At 60.5% G+C, this 15,572-nt stretch carries 13 protein-coding genes; 8 read left to right on the forward strand and 5 right to left on the reverse strand.

What is annotated here, in order from left to right; genetic code table 11:
* Window positions 1–176: 176 nt before the first annotated feature.
* A complete protein-coding gene (locus tag TBK1r_RS06530) occupies window positions 177–1,601 on the forward strand; it encodes an oxidoreductase (protein WP_145208297.1) in 1,425 nt (474 codons plus the stop codon).
* Window positions 1,602–1,607: 6 nt separating this feature from the next.
* Here the strand turns inward: TBK1r_RS06530 and wecB are convergent, their stop codons facing one another.
* Entirely contained in the window at window positions 1,608–2,789 is a 1,182-nt protein-coding gene (wecB, locus tag TBK1r_RS06535; RefSeq protein WP_145222140.1) for a non-hydrolyzing UDP-N-acetylglucosamine 2-epimerase, read from the reverse strand.
* A 516-nt stretch (window positions 2,790–3,305) separates the two neighbouring features.
* Here wecB and TBK1r_RS06540 point away from each other — a divergent pair.
* Window positions 3,306–5,246 carry a hypothetical protein gene (locus TBK1r_RS06540; RefSeq protein WP_145208299.1) on the forward strand — a complete coding sequence of 647 codons (1,941 nt, stop codon included), beginning with the start codon at window positions 3,306–3,308 and terminating at the stop codon, window positions 5,244–5,246.
* 175 nt (window positions 5,247–5,421) lie between these two features.
* Here the strand turns inward: TBK1r_RS06540 and TBK1r_RS06545 are convergent, their stop codons facing one another.
* Complete coding sequence (locus TBK1r_RS06545; RefSeq protein ID WP_145208301.1) at window positions 5,422–6,207, reverse strand: undecaprenyl-diphosphate phosphatase; 786 nt, start codon at window positions 6,205–6,207, stop codon at window positions 5,422–5,424.
* Window positions 6,208–6,471: 264 nt separating this feature from the next.
* Here TBK1r_RS06545 and TBK1r_RS06550 point away from each other — a divergent pair, with 264 nt between their 5' ends.
* Complete coding sequence (locus tag TBK1r_RS06550; protein WP_419581041.1) at window positions 6,472–7,551, forward strand: DUF368 domain-containing protein; 1,080 nt, start codon at window positions 6,472–6,474, stop codon at window positions 7,549–7,551.
* Here TBK1r_RS06550 and TBK1r_RS06555 read toward each other — a convergent pair.
* Window positions 7,526–8,716 (reverse strand): hypothetical protein, encoded by a 1,191-nt coding sequence (locus TBK1r_RS06555; RefSeq protein WP_145208306.1) that lies wholly within the window; start codon window positions 8,714–8,716, stop codon window positions 7,526–7,528. The two genes, TBK1r_RS06550 and TBK1r_RS06555, sit on opposite strands and share 26 nt — an antisense overlap.
* Window positions 8,717–9,154: 438 nt before the next feature.
* Here TBK1r_RS06555 and TBK1r_RS06560 point away from each other — a divergent pair, with 438 nt between their 5' ends.
* The 5 genes from TBK1r_RS06560 to TBK1r_RS06580 all read left to right on the forward strand — a co-directional run bounded on the left by TBK1r_RS06560 (window position 9,155) and on the right by TBK1r_RS06580 (window position 14,783).
* A complete protein-coding gene (locus tag TBK1r_RS06560) occupies window positions 9,155–10,531 on the forward strand; it encodes a hypothetical protein (protein ID WP_145208308.1) in 1,377 nt (458 codons plus the stop codon).
* Between the two features lie 12 nt (window positions 10,532–10,543).
* Window positions 10,544–11,674, forward strand: a complete 1,131-nt coding sequence (locus TBK1r_RS06565) for a glycosyltransferase family protein (protein WP_145208310.1) — start codon at window positions 10,544–10,546, stop codon at window positions 11,672–11,674.
* Between the two features lie 170 nt (window positions 11,675–11,844).
* Complete coding sequence (locus TBK1r_RS06570) at window positions 11,845–12,846, forward strand: NAD-dependent epimerase/dehydratase family protein (protein WP_145208312.1); 1,002 nt, start codon at window positions 11,845–11,847, stop codon at window positions 12,844–12,846.
* A 107-nt stretch (window positions 12,847–12,953) separates the two neighbouring features.
* Complete coding sequence (locus tag TBK1r_RS06575) at window positions 12,954–13,523, forward strand: hypothetical protein (protein WP_145208314.1); 570 nt, start codon at window positions 12,954–12,956, stop codon at window positions 13,521–13,523.
* A 78-nt stretch (window positions 13,524–13,601) separates the two neighbouring features.
* Entirely contained in the window at window positions 13,602–14,783 is a 1,182-nt protein-coding gene (locus tag TBK1r_RS06580) for a hypothetical protein (RefSeq protein WP_145208316.1), read from the forward strand.
* Between the two features lie 29 nt (window positions 14,784–14,812).
* On the opposite strand, the gene TBK1r_RS06585 is transcribed toward TBK1r_RS06580, so the two are convergent.
* Together TBK1r_RS06585 and TBK1r_RS06590 are read right to left on the reverse strand one after the other, a co-directional pair.
* Window positions 14,813–15,094, reverse strand: a complete 282-nt coding sequence (locus TBK1r_RS06585; RefSeq protein ID WP_145208318.1) for a sialate O-acetylesterase — start codon at window positions 15,092–15,094, stop codon at window positions 14,813–14,815.
* Window positions 15,095–15,149: 55 nt separating this feature from the next.
* Window positions 15,150–15,521 (reverse strand): hypothetical protein, encoded by a 372-nt coding sequence (locus TBK1r_RS06590; protein ID WP_145208320.1) that lies wholly within the window; start codon window positions 15,519–15,521, stop codon window positions 15,150–15,152.
* Window positions 15,522–15,572: the final 51 nt, after the last annotated feature.

Below are 15,572 nucleotides of genomic sequence, written 5' to 3' on the forward strand. Positions count from 1 at the left end.
GAACCCAAGGATGATAAGGCGCCAAAAATCCGTGGGTTCGCGCTGCCATCGGCGGGCTCAATGACCATTCAACGCAACCCTCGAATGAAACCTGAACAAAGCACTCGCCACAGCCTGGTTGCCGGACGCACCATTCACTTCTCTTCACCTCATTTACCCCACTGACGTCATTTTCCATGCCGACTTATCCACGCATCGCCAGCCTGAAGACGTTTGACGATTTCCAAACGCGGCTTCGCGAACTTGATTTGCAGCTCGCCGCCGATGAAGTCGTTGACTCCGGCGACACCTCACCGCTAGCGCAATCCGCCAAGGTCGGCGAGTTGACGATCGGGAACCGATTCTGCATCTTGCCGATGGAAGGTTGGGACGGCACAACGGATGGCAAGCCGACCGAACTGACCCGACGGCGTTGGAAGAACTTTGGCATCAGCGGCGCCAAACTGATGTGGGGCGGTGAAGCCGTTGCGGTTCGGCACGACGGCCGGGCCAACCCGAACCAATTGTGCCTGACCGAAAACAATCTTTCCGAAATCGGTGCGCTGCGTGAACTGTTGATCGCGGCGCACGCCGAACGGTTTGGCGACACCGATGATTTGGTCGTGGGGTTGCAACTGACCCACTCGGGACGGTTCGCCCGCCCGAACGAAAAAACGAAACCTGAACCACGCGCCGCCCAACGAAACCCGGCGCTCGATCCGCGACTGAACATCACCGATGATTCGGGCATCATGACCGATGATGAACTCAAGTCGCTGATCGATGATTTTGTCATCGCATCGGCCCGCGCCGACAAGCTCGGCTACCAGTTCGTCGACGTCAAACACTGTCACGGCTATCTCGGTCACGAGTTGCTCAGTGGTGTCGATCGGCCGGGCGAATTCGGCGGCAGTTTTGAAAACCGAACGCGGTTCTTGCGCGAGATTGTGGCGGGGATCCGCGCCGAAGCTCCTGAGCTGGAATTGGGCGTCCGGCTCAGCATCTTTGATTTCCTGCCCTATCGGAAATCCGATTCGGGCGTCGGCGAACCCGAGCCCGCCGGCGACCCGCGACTGGTCTTCGGGTCCAATTCACGCGGCGACGGTGTGGAATTGTCCGAACCGATTCAGTTTCTAGAATTGATGCAGTCGCTTGGAATGAAATTAATTTGCACGACCGCGGGCAGCCCCTACTACACACCGCACCTGCAACGCCCGGCCTTCTTTCCACCCAGCGACGGATACCAGCCGCCCGAAGACCCATTGATCGGGGTGGACCGTCAGATTGAGGCCACCGCCGAACTGAAGAAGCGGTTTCCGGAAATGTTCGTCGTCGGCTCGGGGTACACGTATCTGCAAGACTGGCTGCCCAACGTGGCGCAAGCCGTCATCCGCGACGGGCTGGCCGATTCCATCGGACTCGGCCGCATGGTGCTTTCTTATCCGGATCTTCCCGCCGATGTCCTCGCGGGCACCCAGCTGGCCAGGAAGAAGGTCTGCCGCACATTCAGCGACTGCACGACCGCACCGAGGAAAGGCATCATCAGCGGTTGTTACCCACTGGATCCGTACTACAAAAACCTGCCCCAGCGGAAAGAATTGCTCGAACTGAAGAAGGGGTAAAAACTTCTACTCCAGCATCCAATCGACGATGCGATTGGCAGCCTTTCCGTCTCCGTAAGGATTGTCGATCACCTTGGCTCCGCTGCTGCGTTTGGGCTCGGCCAGCAATTCGCTGGCCCGGCGGATGATCCGATCACGATCGGTTCCGACCAGTTCCGCCAGACCAGCCTCGACCGCTTCGGGGCGTTCGGTTTTCGTCCGCGTGACCAGCACCGCACTGCCCAGCGACGGTGCTTCCTCTTGAACACCACCGGAATCGGTGATCACCAACGTGGCGCGATCCATCAGCCAAACGAATTCAGGGTAGTCGGCTGGCGGTAGCAGATGGATGTTGTTTGAGTCCGCTAACAGTTCATGAACCGGGCCCATCACGTTCGGGTTCATGTGAACGGGATAGATAAATTCGGTCTCGGGATGACAGGCGGCCAAATGCGAGAGCGCGGCACAGATCTGCTGCAGTCCGCCGCCAAAGTTTTCGCGTCGGTGGCCGGTGACCAAGACAACGCGGTCGGCCAACGCCATCGGATACTTTTGCCGCCACCGGGCATCGTCGGCACGTTCTTTGGCGACGCTGTGCAACAAGGCATCAATGACCGTGTTGCCGGTGACTCTGATGGACGATTGCGGAACCCCTTCGGCCAGCAAGGCGGACTCGCTGCGCTTCGTCGGGGCACAGTGAAGGCTGGTGACGATCCCGGTCACGCGGCGGTTGAACTCTTCCGGCCACGGCGCCATCAAGTCCCCGGTTCGCAAGCCTGCTTCGACGTGCACGACCGGCAACCGATGGTAGAACGCGACGATCGCCGAGGCCATCACGGTGGTGGTGTCCCCCTGAACGACGATGCAATCGGGCTCGTGTTGCTGAACGACCCGATCGACCGCGTCCAGGCAGCGTGCCGTCAGACCACTGAGCGTTTGCCCGGGCTGCATCAATCCCAAGTCGATTTCCGGGGTGATCGAAAAATAGCCCAGGACCTGTGCCAGCATTTCGCGGTGCTGGCCGGTGCTGCAGACGATCGGAGCGATCTGGTTGGGACGCGACTGGCACTCCCGCACGACGGGAGCCAGTTTGATCGCCTCGGGACGAGTGCCGAAGACGATCAGCGGTCGCAAATGCGGCCCCTGGCGACGGGGGATGACTTGTGACGACTCGGAAGAATACGTGGACGGGGCGGTTTGAAGAGGCATTCGCAAGCGAGGATTCTCGGGAAGACGGCAGAAATACCTGATTGATCGGTGATCCGAAGCTCCATTGGCCCGGAATCCCCTTGGGAAACCGGAGGTACGCGGCTATACATATAGACCACGTCCGTCAACAGAACCGACCGAATTGAAATCGGCCGGCCAATTCGGGCATCAATCACAGCAGACAGCCCCTTTTACGAGGACAGCGGCAGGATACACACCGTCGGGAAAGTGCGAGCTACCGGTGAACCGCACCTGATCTGGATTTGCCGGATCTGGAATTGCCGGACAACGACTCGCTGGAGTACTCAATCGCTCTGCCAACACCACTTCCGAAGCTGACACGTGTTTGCATTGGAACAGTCGCATCGTGAAAGACCCATCGACCAGATTCTGGGTGGGTGCTTCGGGCATCGAGCGAGTTGATCGGACTCCTTTTCTGAGGGAAACCCTACATCCGTCACGCAGCGTGGGTTGGTTGACTGCTGGCCCCTCCAAAACAACTCATTATTAGACCGAATGTCAGACAATTGGAACCTTCTTGCCAAGCTTCTTGGCACCCCTGGTCCGCCCGCACCCCCCAAAGCATCCGAGACGCCGAAGAAAGCCGAATCGAAAGCCGAAAACGAGGACGAACGCCCATCGACGTCGGATTCCTCAGGATTTTCCGACCAACAGTCGAACGAACCGGCATCACGAGACATGCCCCCGGTCGCCGAGGCGGTTGCGGATGTGCCTGACGAATCCGATGTGGTGGACAACGACCCCTCCGCCGAAGACGTGTTGCAAGCACTGACGGCCGAAACCGCTTCGACCCAGCTTCCTGGATTCGGCACCCGCGCGAAGGACCCTCGGATCGACGAACTCGCCGCCGGCGGCCCCCCGGCCAAAGAAGAGCCCGTCGTCGAAGAATTGCTTCACGTCGAAGCCACCGTAAGCGAATCCGACCGGCTGTTTGCCGACTCTACGTCGCCCGATGCCTCTGTCACCGAACAAGAACCCGAGCAAACGCTTGAGCCGGAACCGGAGCCCGACAGCGGCGCCTGGTCCGAACTGGCTGGCGAACTGGGGATCGAAGCCACCGACGAACCCCCGCCCCACCGAGCCCCCATGCAAATCAAACCGGCTCGCAAAGAATCGGCATCGTCGAAATCGAAAAAATCCCCGCGAAGCTTCGGCGACGGCCTGGGAATCGACCTCGGCCCCGAACCTGAACCCGAAGTGATCGACGAGCCGAGCGACTTGGAAGACGAACCGCACGTCGCGCCCGCGCCAACGCGGACGTTCGATGATGATCCGGCGCCGGCGGCGAAACGCGAGTCCAGCACAAACAAGCCGGTCGACCCGCTGTCGTTCCGCTCCTTTTCCGACCTTGAGGAAGACCTCGACGACTCGGAACCGGAATCGGTCGAAGCAGTGGCCGCACCGACCCAAGAATCGCCCCGCCAGGATCGATCCCCCGCGCGTGAAGAGCGACCGCGACGCCGTCGTGACTTTGACGACCGCGACGAATCCGACGACGACGATCGGCCCTCGCCTGCGAGAGAACCACGTGGACGTGGCGAACGCAGCGATCGCGACAACCCTGAGCCCGGCCGCGACCGACAGGAAGACGAGGAAAGCCCGCGACGAAGGTCCGGACGCCGTGGGCGGCGGGGACAACGTCAGCGGATGAGCGAAGATGCGCTGGAACTGGAACCCAAGACCGCCGACGCCGTCGCCAGCCGCGACGACGATGACATCAGCAGCGACGACGGAGACGATTCACGCCGAAACGCTCCCAAACGCCGCGGGCGAGGCGGACAATCCCGCCGCCGAACGATCAGCCGCGATGAATTCGATCCCGCCGACGGCGAAGAATTCGAATTGGTCGACGATGGATTCGCAACGGGCGTCGAACTCGACGCCGACGATTCCGAAGACGAAACGGACGAAGAGTCCGGCACGCGACGCCGACGACGTGGCCGCCGCGGCCGCGGTGGCAGACGATCGCGAGGCGCCGGAACCGGCGAATCCGAAGAAGCCCGGCCGCAATCCCGCGGACGTGGCGACTCAGACCGCGACGATGCCGACCTGGACGACGATCTCGACGACGAACCGATCCCCTCGTCCGCCTTTGACGATGACCACGAAGACGACGAAGAAGTCGATGTGATTCGTCGCGGACGCCGACGACGCGGACGCCGAGGCGGACGCGGTCGATCGAGCCGAGAATCCGAACCGGCCGACCAAGACGATCGCCCCGCCGCGGACGACTTGGACGACGAGGACGTGCGACCACGACGCGGCTCGCGAAGCCGTCAGGATGAACCCGAATCGGAATCGCGTGGCGAGACCCCCACGCGACGCAAGGTCGTTCCGACGTGGCAAGAAGTCGTCAACGTGCTGGTCGACAATAATCTTGAAAACCACAAGAAGTCGCCGTCGGGCAAAGGCCGCGGACGCGGACGACGCCGCTAGCGGCCTGCCGTCTTGAAGCTTCTTGATAGCGGAAGGGCGCGAGCCCTCCGGTCTTCCAAGCCGACACCGGACGGCTCGCGCCGTTCCGCTAACACCTGAGTGCGTCGCACGCTGACACGCCCCCGACGGGGCCAAACGACGGCTTCATTCGGCACGCCGCTGGCGTGCGGGCCGCCTAAACCAGCCCGGCAAAACACAGCCCCAGCACCAACACGCCCGCCGGAATGCACCATCCGGCGAACCAGTGCAAGCGTTCTTGACGGCTCCATCCGATCAGCCACTTGAGCGCGAAGATCCCGACGCCGAACGCGACCAACGCGCCGATGGTCAACTCGACGATCGAGTGATCCATCGGCACTCCCTCTTGCACCTCGTCCACCAGGTCCTTGATCGCCAGCACGGTCGCACCGGAGATCGCGGGGATCGCCAACAAGAACGAGAACGTCACCGCATCGTCGGTTTTCAGCCCCAGCAACCGGCCGCCCAGAATCGTCGACCCGCTGCGGCTGATCCCGGGCAGGATGGCGAAGGCCTGGAAACAGCCGACCACGAACGCGCCCCAATACGAACCGTCCCGATAAGCGCGTTGGCGAGCGGGCAGCCTACCCAGCACAATCAGCATGACCCCGGTCACGATCAACATCGCGCCGGCCAGCATCGGGTTCTTCAGAATCCAACCGAATTGAGATTTGATCGTCAGCCCGACCACCACCGCCGGTATCGTTCCGACAACCAATAAAGGGATCACACGCCGGTCACTGGTCAGCAAATCTAAGATGCGACGCCAGAAAATCACCAGGATCGACCCGAGCGTCCCTGCGTGCAAGATAATCTCCAACGTCGGCGACTCGCTTTGGGCGTCACTGAGCATCGCCCCCAAAATCACGAGATGACCGGACGAGCTGATCGGAAGGAATTCGGCAATCCCTTGCACTATGGCCAGGATGATGGTCTCGATCACGCCACTAGTTCCATTTGATTACTCACGAGGCTTGGATACAGATGGAAAAGGGGTCAGGCCCCAAAAATGCGGAGCACCCTTGGGGCCATTTGGTTTTTGGGGCCTGACCCCTTTTCCGCCCCGTTCTTAGTGCCTGCTTACAAAACACTACCCGAAAACTCAAAGTTAACAAAGCGCTCAATCGACCGCTTCTCGCGGCGCACCATCCTGTTCAAACTGTTGCCGCAGTATTCATCGCCGCAGCGAACGAGGGAACCATCCATCATGTCACCGGACCACCAGAACGCTGACACAGAGTGCATCGATCCGAATGCGCGGCCTGTAACGAATCAACCGACTTCGGAAGTCTCCGCCACACCCGCCGCACCGGATGTTGCATCGCCGCTCGCGTCGAATTCCATTCGCTTGGACGTCATCAATCTGCTGCGTGGATTTTGTATGGGGGCAGCCAACATCGTGCCAGGGGTCAGCGGAGGAACCGTGGCGCTGGTGCTGGGACATTACCAACGCCTGATCGATGCGGTCAGCCGCGTCGATTCTCACTTGATCGGCCAAGTCCTCTCGCGTCGCTGGAAAGAAGCTTGGGAATACGTCGATGCCCGCTTTCTGGCTGCGATCGGCGCCGGGGTGGTGATCGGCAGCGTCGCGCTGGCGGGGCTGATCAATTGGCTGTTCGACCATCACATGCCGGAGACCTTTGCCGTCTTTTTCGGAATGATTCTGGCCAGCGTGCTGATCGTGCGACGGCAAGTCAAACGCTGGGGTCCGGCCAGCTTGGCCGCCTGCGTCTTCGGCATCGGCGTCGCGGTGCTCGTCGGACGACTCTCGCCCACCGACGGTGGAGACTCGTTGATCTACCTGTTCGGATCGGCCGCCATCGCGATCTGCGCGATGATCCTGCCCGGCATCAGCGGCGCGTTCATCCTGCTGTTGTTGGGCGTCTATCACCCGATCACAGGACTGATCAAAAACACGGTGAAGCTGAACATCGATTTCGATTCCATCCTCCAGCTCGGCGTGTTTGTGTTCGGCTGCCTGTTCGGGCTGCTCGCGTTCTCTCGCCTGTTGAGCTGGATGCTCGATCACCACCGCGACAAGACGATGGCGGTACTGGTTGGACTGATGATCGGCAGCGTGGAAAAGCTATGGCCGCTGCAGATCCCGACCGCCGAGACGGCCGGATTAAAAATGAAGGAGCGGATCATGCAGGTCGTCCCGCCAAGCGAATGGAACGGAAGCCTGATGCTACTGATCGCGTTGGTCGTTGGCGCCGCAGTGTTCGTCCTAGTCCTCGAACGCGTGGCCGAAAGCGACCTGATCAGCGACCATGAACCCGTCGATTGAAAATATCCGGGTCGAAAGGGTTTTCAACCTTGGGCATGCGCCGAGTCCGCGGCGCGGCTTCGGTCATCGGTGGCCCTGCATTCCAAACCGATTCCGTCTGGAGCGTCTCCGGCAATTCAGGAATGCCTGTTGCCGAAGCCGCCTGGCCGACTTGATCGATTGCGGCAAGCTGCGGCGGTGACGCCGGAACCAACGGTTCAGCACCAGCACTTTGCTCCATCGCCGCCTCCCATTGCGACGGCGAATGGGCGGAAGGAAGCTGAGCGAGCCAACGGTCCAAGTTGGACATCATGGCCGAACCCTGGCTGCCAAAGGTATGCCGTCGGCCACCATGTCCGTCGGAAGCTCGCAAACGGATCAGACTGTTGGCCGGGGCATTCAGGTCGACGTACTTCATCACGGCTTGCAGGTTGTCTCTGGCCACATCCTTCGGAGCCCATTTGGAGGTCAGTGCGGTGTGGATTTGAAACTCATGCGTGTTGCGGTCGTCGCGGGCGTGACAACTGGTGCAGCGATTCATCAGGATCGGCTGAATCCGTGACGTGAACTCATACACCAGTCGCTCAGGCAACCCACTCGACTCGGCGGCCGTCTCAGGTTCGACGTCCCTGCGATCGTCGGTCACGACGGTTTCGTGCGAGACCATTCGCAGGGCAGGAGTTTGCTGATCGTCAGCAGCCGGCGGTTTCGCGGGCTCGGATTGCTGTTTGAGCATCGCTGCGATCTGACGCAGCAACTGAATCGTTTGTGGATTCGACGGCTCCAGCGACCTGGCTTCCAAAACGTCTTGGGCAGCTTCTCGCACCAACCCATGTCGCAAACCCCAACGCACGTCCGCTTGAACGCGTTTCAAGTCACCTTCAAAGCGATTCTTGCGTCGGTATTCGTACAGTTCGCTTAGCGATCGCCCCACCGTTTCGACCTGAGCGCTCGGTAGATTGATTTTCGACTGGTCGCTGCGCGTGATGCAGACCGTCCCGCCGATCTTGGTGACCGCACCGACCAGGACGTTGCCGTTGCGAAGCAGGACACACGATTCTGTCTGCGGGGCAACCTGTGGCAACTCATCCGCCATCGCAGGCGGAAACGATGCCAGCGTGATCGCGATTGCGACGACGAGCCCGGCGAACGGGAGGGGTGTCAACAAGGAAAGGGAATTGTTCATTCGCTTGGGCTATCAAACTCCACCACCCGACGTCAAGAGCGACGTTTTTCGGGCGTCAGCGTCCCTCGTGCTGCGGCAGCATTGATTCTTCGGGCTGCGTTTGTCGAGCGGACAAGGAGGCAGGGTGTAGCTTGCGGATCGATGAACTGACCACTGAGCCCACGGATGGCAGCGCGAACCCACGGATATCTGCCCCCTGCCATCCGTGGGTTCGCGCTGCCATCGGTGGATCAAAATTTCGATGGTCAGCCCGGTAAAACTGCTGGAATTCTTCGGGCTGATTGACGTTCGGGTCAAAGACATAGCGGACGCCGCCAGGGCTTTCGGCGAACCAACATGGACGCCAAAGTCAGGAATTGCTATGACCGGCTCAATCACTTCCGTCGCCCGGTCCGCACAGCGTTTGCGTTCTCACTGTCCATGTCCACCCCCCCGCCCATGACACCGCGAATCCTGTTCCTGGACGACAACGTGCGCGACATCGGCGGCCACTATTTGGAACTGGCTAGCCTACTCGCCGACGGCGCGCGCCAGCTCGGCTATCAGCCCCGATTGGTCACCCATGCGTCGTTGCCGCAACGCAATCCACAACTCGTTGGTGATTCGCGACTAGAACATCTCGAGATCGAACCGCGATTCGAAGTCCGGCGGATGGAAAATTGGTCACTCGGTGTCGATGGCCCTTCGATGGTCCAGCGAGACTCTCGCGGGATCCCGATCGGAGGCTCGCTGTTCCGCCGGATCCGACAATCGGTGGACGATTTACTCTGTCGACCGTCGCGACGCCCGCGCGCGATGCTCGAAGCCTGGTCGTCCGTCTTCATCGATTCGATTCGACGCTTTGGTCCCCTGCCGCACGACCGAATCGTGATCAACACGGGCGGCGACTTTCAAATCTTGGCATTGGCCCACGCCATCCAAACACTGGAGCGAGAGGGCAAGCTCGCCCCGATGACCATCCACGTCCTCTTCCATTTCGCTGTGTTTGAATCCACCGTGACCGAACGCGCGATCGCATTTGGTCGCCAAGTCAACGCAGCGGTGGAGGCGATCAAGGGTCATCGGATTCATCTGCACGCGACCACCGAATCACTGTGTCAACAATTGGCGACCGTCGGTGTGAACGCGACCGCGATTCCGTACCCCACCCGTAACGAACACCTCGCGTCTACGTCGAGTTCGTCGACCGCCGGCACGAAGATCCTGTTGGCCGGGATGCCGCGAGCCGAAAAGGGCCGCGACCTGATTCGCGACTTGCTAGAATCGATCGAAACCCCTTACCTCCGCGCGGGCCGTTTCACTTGGTCGATGCAGCTTCCTGAAAAACGTTGGCAGCGGATGATCCCGCCGTCGCTGCAACCCGCCTGCATCTCGTTGGCGTCGGGCCAAGCGGATCCTGACACCAGCGCTGGCATGGAAATCCTGCGTGGAAACTTGACCAGCGAAGCTTACCACGGCTGGCTGGACACGGCCGGGATCGGATTGTTTCTGTACGACGCGGACCGTTACGTCGCGCGGTGCAGTGGCGTCTTGTTGGAAATGATGATCCGCGGCGTCCCCGTGATGGTCCCGGATGGTTGCTGGCTGGCCGATCAAGTTCGCGCCGCCGAACCGACCGGCGCAATCGGCTGGATTTATCAATCAGTCGACCAGATTCCTCAACTGCTGAGCACGGTGGACGAAACGTTGGCGGAGGTCACTGCAAACTGTCGGCAGCACGCAAAACACATCGCCGCGTACCACTCTGGAGAGAACACGTTGCTCAAAATGGGCATCGTCGATCATGCGTCATCGTCGGTTCGGTTGGCCGGATAGGATGGATCAAAGATGAAACTAAAACACTTGCTTCGTTATCCGTTTGACATTCGCCTGGCCGAGCAGCAACTCGCTTCGCCGGCGAAATCGGCATCGGAATCCTCTGCCGCCACCATCGGAATGGATCTCTACGCCGATCATTTGCTGTTTGACGGCGGGCGGCATTTGGCCTGCCTGGCGGCGTTGGCCGGCAAGATCGGTTCACCCGTCGTGCTGCGATGCAGCCGCGTGCTGTTGGCGGCGATCGCGCACAAACCCCATGGCGGTCGCTTTCTGGCGATGCCCCATGTCAATTGGATCGAACCGTCCCGTCCGTTTCCGCCGCACTCGCTGGTGCTGCTCGATGTCGACGGCGGTCGCGCTGATCGGGTCCTCAGCCGACAACGCACCGTCGCCATGCTGATCGGACGCGAGCCCGCCGCAAAAACATTGGTCATGCCCTATCCGATGCATCCGCAACAGATCCAGGATTCGATCGACGGTCGGTTCAACACGCTGCGGACCCAAATGAAAGCGGGCATCTTCTTCGCCGGAAATCAGAACCGCCGCTACGGTCGCGATTCGATGCACAGCGAGTTCGGGGTGCTGTCGCGTTTAGAAATCGTGTCGACGTTGTCCAAGACCTTCGATGTTCGGATCAGCGCGCGTGAGGCGGACGGGCGTGACGACCGGATCGTGCTTCGCGACAGTGCGGTTGACCCGATTCCGGCACAAGATTGGATGGCGACCTTGGCGTCACACCAATTCTTTCTGTGTTGCCCAGGCGCGTCGCAGCCGGTTTGCCACAATGCGATCGAGGCGATGTCGGTCGGCACCATCCCGATCATCGAATACGCCGACCGCTTCCATCCGGAACTGGTCGACGGCGTCAATGCGATTTGCTTCCGCGGCCGCAAAGGCTTGATCGCGGCGATCCGTCGGATCGATTCCATGCCACCGGAGAAACGAGCCCGTCTGTCCCGAAACGTGTGCCAGCACTACGACGAACACCTGGACGGCGCCCGGTTTTTGAAACGATTACGCGACGAGTTGAACACCGATTTTGTCGATCAGGTTTCGATGCCTTTTCACAATCGCAATTTCTTTTCCACAGCCTCGCCGCCCAGCGGTCGTGTTCCCTTGAGCCACTCCCGCGCTGCTTGACGGATCGCGAGTCAGCATCGAAGATTCGAACCAGACTTCATCAACGCGGAAAAGGGGTCAGGCCCCAAAAATGCGGAGCACCCTGCGGGCCATTTGGTTTTTGGGGCCTGACCCCTTTTCCGCTCGCAACGAGCCCCGTTCGATTCTTCCCTTTGCTGGCCCTTTCCTTCATGCGTGTTCTCGTTACCGGACCGGCCGGATTTCTGGGCGCCGAGATTGTCAATCAGTTGCTCGCCCGCGGCGACCAGGTCGTCGGTGTCTCACGCGGTGACTACCCCGATCTGGCCGACAAGGGTGTCGCGTATCATCGCGGCGACCTGTCCGATGCCGCCGTCACCGAGCGACTGATTCGCGACGTCGACGCAGTCGTCCACACCGCCGCCGTCGCCGGCGTCTGGGGCGCTTACGAAACGTTTTACCGCATCAACACGCAGGCCACGCTGAATGTGATCGACGCCTGTCGCCACAACGGCATCGGCAATCTGGTTTTCACCAGCAGCCCGAGCGTGACGTTTGCCGGTGACGACCAACGTGGTGTCGACGAATCGGTGCCCTATCCCGAACGCTGGCTGTGCGCGTACCCGCAAACCAAAGCGCTGGCCGAGCAAGCGGTTTTGCAGGCGCATCGGACCGGCGAGTTGAACACGTGCGCCCTGCGTCCGCATCTGATCTGGGGCGCGGGCGACCCCCATTTACTCGCGCGTGTGATCGACCGCGCCGCGGCGGGCAAATTAAAAATCGTCGGCGACGGCAAGAACCTGATCGACACCGTTCACGTGGTCAACGCCGCCGCCGCCCACCTGGATGCACTCGACGCGCTGCAGCAGCGTCCCGAGGTGGCGGGTGGACGAGCGTATTTCATCGCCCAGGATGAACCGGTCAACTGTTGGGATTGGATCGCACAAATTTGCCAAATCGGCTCGGTCGCAGCCCCATCCCGACGTGTCCCGTTCCGCGTCGCCTACGCCGTCGGGGCTGCTCTCGAGGCGGCGTATCGCGTGGCCGGCAGACAAACCGAACCGGTGATGACCCGCTTCGTGGCGGCCCAATTAGCCAAAGACCACTATTTCGATATTTCTGCGGCCAAGGAGCGTTTGGGGTACACCGTCCGCGTTTCGATGGACCAGGGCCTGCAAGAATTGCGGTCGGCGTGGCAAGACCAAACGACTTGATCAGGGGCATCCCCCTCGAACGACGGTAGCTGCGCCGGGCAAAGCGTGGTCCAATGGTCCAGACGTTCCAGACCCGAATCCTCCCCCACACCATGCAAGGCGCTCCCATGTCGACTAGCGACGTGCGAAACATTGATTCGCTTCAGCGGCTCCGCACCGGGGTGCTCTCGATGGCCGAGAGCTGGGAAAAAACGCTGCAGGAGATTCGAATCTCCATCCACCGGGCCGATCAGTATTTCGGCGACGAGGTGCCGAGGTATTGGCGTCATCAGACAGAGCTTGCCGAGCGTGAGCTGACCGAGGCGAAAGACAATCTACAGCAGAAGCAGTCGGCCGCGCGGGCCGGTGATCGCGTCAGCGCCCTGGAAGCTCAAAAGCGGGTGGCCGCTGCCAAAACCCGCCTGGACATGTGCCGCGATCGATACCGAACCGCCAAATCGTTGGCGATCGAGATTCGCCACCAATGCGACGAACTGCTCGGTCCACTAGCGGACATGACCGAACACAGCGACAATCTCCTGCCCGCCGCGGCGCTCAAGCTCGGCACGCTGCTGGAATGGCTGCATCGCTACGCCGACGCCGCCCAGTTGCCCGTGTCGCCCGATGAAGCGTTCGCGGCACCGACCGGCCCGCCTTCGGATCCTCCGCCGAATCCCCCCGCATCGGACACCCCGTGAAGCGATTCGTGGGATCGGATTTCCATCCGTCGATGCTGACACTCTTCAACGACTCCTACCGTCATTTCAATTCTGTCGATGTCTGAACCTGCCAGCCAAATCTTTGAAACCCTCCGCCATTGTGACTCCTCTCGATCGGAATTGCTCCAACAGCTCGCGGACTACTTCCGCCAAGAACAGTTGCCGATGGAGTTGTTCGAGGCCCGCAAGATGATCGTCCGCGACCGACTGGGGTTGCCGCTCTTGACCAGCGAAGACGAGCCGACGCGGTCCGAAGAGGTCGAGCGGCAATTGGAAGCGGGCCTGTTGGAAGCGTGCCGCGAATCGGGCGAGATGCTGATCCAAGCCGGACGCGTTTTCGAAGGCTGGACCTACCTGCGGCCGACCGGCGACAACGAGCTGATCCGGAATCTGATCGCGGAAGTCGAAATCACGGACGACAACTACGATGAAATGCAACGTGTGTTGTTGCACGAAGGCGTTGATGTGGGGCGGGGATTCCAAGCCGTTCTAGACCATCAAGGCACCTGCAACAGCATCACGCTGTTCGACCAAGCGATCGCCCAACGCAGCAAAGCGGACCGCCGCGCCGCCGGCGAACGATTGCTAGAACATTTTTACAACGAATTGATCACGCTGGTCCGCGACGATATCACCGCCCGCGATGCCGCCCCCGGCGAAGACGAATCGCTGTCCGACATGCTGGCCAGCAGGCCTTGGGTGATGAAAGACGGCGGCTATCACCTCGACACCACCCACCTGTCATCGACCGTGCGGATTGCGTCCACGCTGACGGACCCGAAACAGCTTCGCAAGGCCTGGGAATTGACACAATACGGACGCCAACTGCATCACCAGTTCCAATACCCCGGCGAAGAACCGTTCGTCGATTTCTATCCCGCCTACGCCGCGTTCTATTCGATCTTGCTGGGCGAAAACGTCGATGCCGGGTTGAAGCTGTTCGAACGAAAAGCGATCAACGTCGATTCGCAAGAACACGGTACCGCTGCGATCGAAACCTACATCGATCTGCTCGACCGCGTCGGACGCCCCCTGCAAGCGATCGAGTTTGCGATCCGCCACGTGCCCGAAGACGTGCCGTCGCAATCGATCGTGCCGCTGTTGATCGAATTCGCCGGTCACGCCGCCGAATCGGGCGACACCTCAGGCTATGACCTGATCATGGACTACTGTGCCGCCAAGCAAGACGCACTCGGGTTTGCCGTCGCCAAACACGCCACCCTGGCAAACAATACTTGATCCAGATCATTCGTTCTCGCGAATCAATCTCACGGCGTTTTCGGCGAACCGCTTTCCCAGCGTCTTGTAGCCTTGAACCAGCGTTGGATCGGTTGCCCGCCGAGCGCGTCCTGGACCACGATCACGTTGTCCTCTCCCAAGGCTTCTTTGACAGCCGGTGTGAAAGCTTCCTCCGGCCGATGCCCCTGCATGTTGGACTGCCCGGAGAGAATGAACAAATGCTTGCCGTCTGTTTCCGCGGCATGGGAGTGAGCACCAAAAAAGGCAACCAGCGGGAGCAGAACGGAAGCAGCAAGGCGCAATAAACTCATCGATGAAATTCCTGGTGAGAAAGTGTCTTGTCTTGCCAGCTGGCACGCGACAGTGTCACGTCAACAATTGTGCGAGCCCCAGCATGACGAAGAAGGTCCCGAAAACCCCCACGATGATAACCAACTTGACGGCGACCAAGGGCGACAGGAAAACCGCGGCCGCGACCAACAATGCTCCTGCCAAGACGACGCTCATTCCCCGCACGCGTTTTTTCCGAGTTTGATGCCTCAATGCGGTGTCAGCTAATTCGTCTGCATCGACATCACCCAGCCCGATCGCGCGAAGCTTCCTGACGATCGCTCCCTTGGCTGCTCCCGTCGCAGCAACTTGGCGGGCCAGTTCACGCCCGCGTGCTCGCTGCTCGGGACCGGCAGCATTTCGTCGCGGTGGGGAAAACGGATTGGTCGGCTCCATCACAACATTCAATTCAGGGGACTCGGCGTTCGGCTAGTAGTCTATGGCAGGTCAATTTTCGGG

The sequence above is a fragment of the Stieleria magnilauensis genome (assembly GCA_007753675.1).
Classification (GTDB): domain Bacteria; phylum Planctomycetota; class Planctomycetia; order Pirellulales; family Pirellulaceae; genus Stieleria; species Stieleria magnilauensis.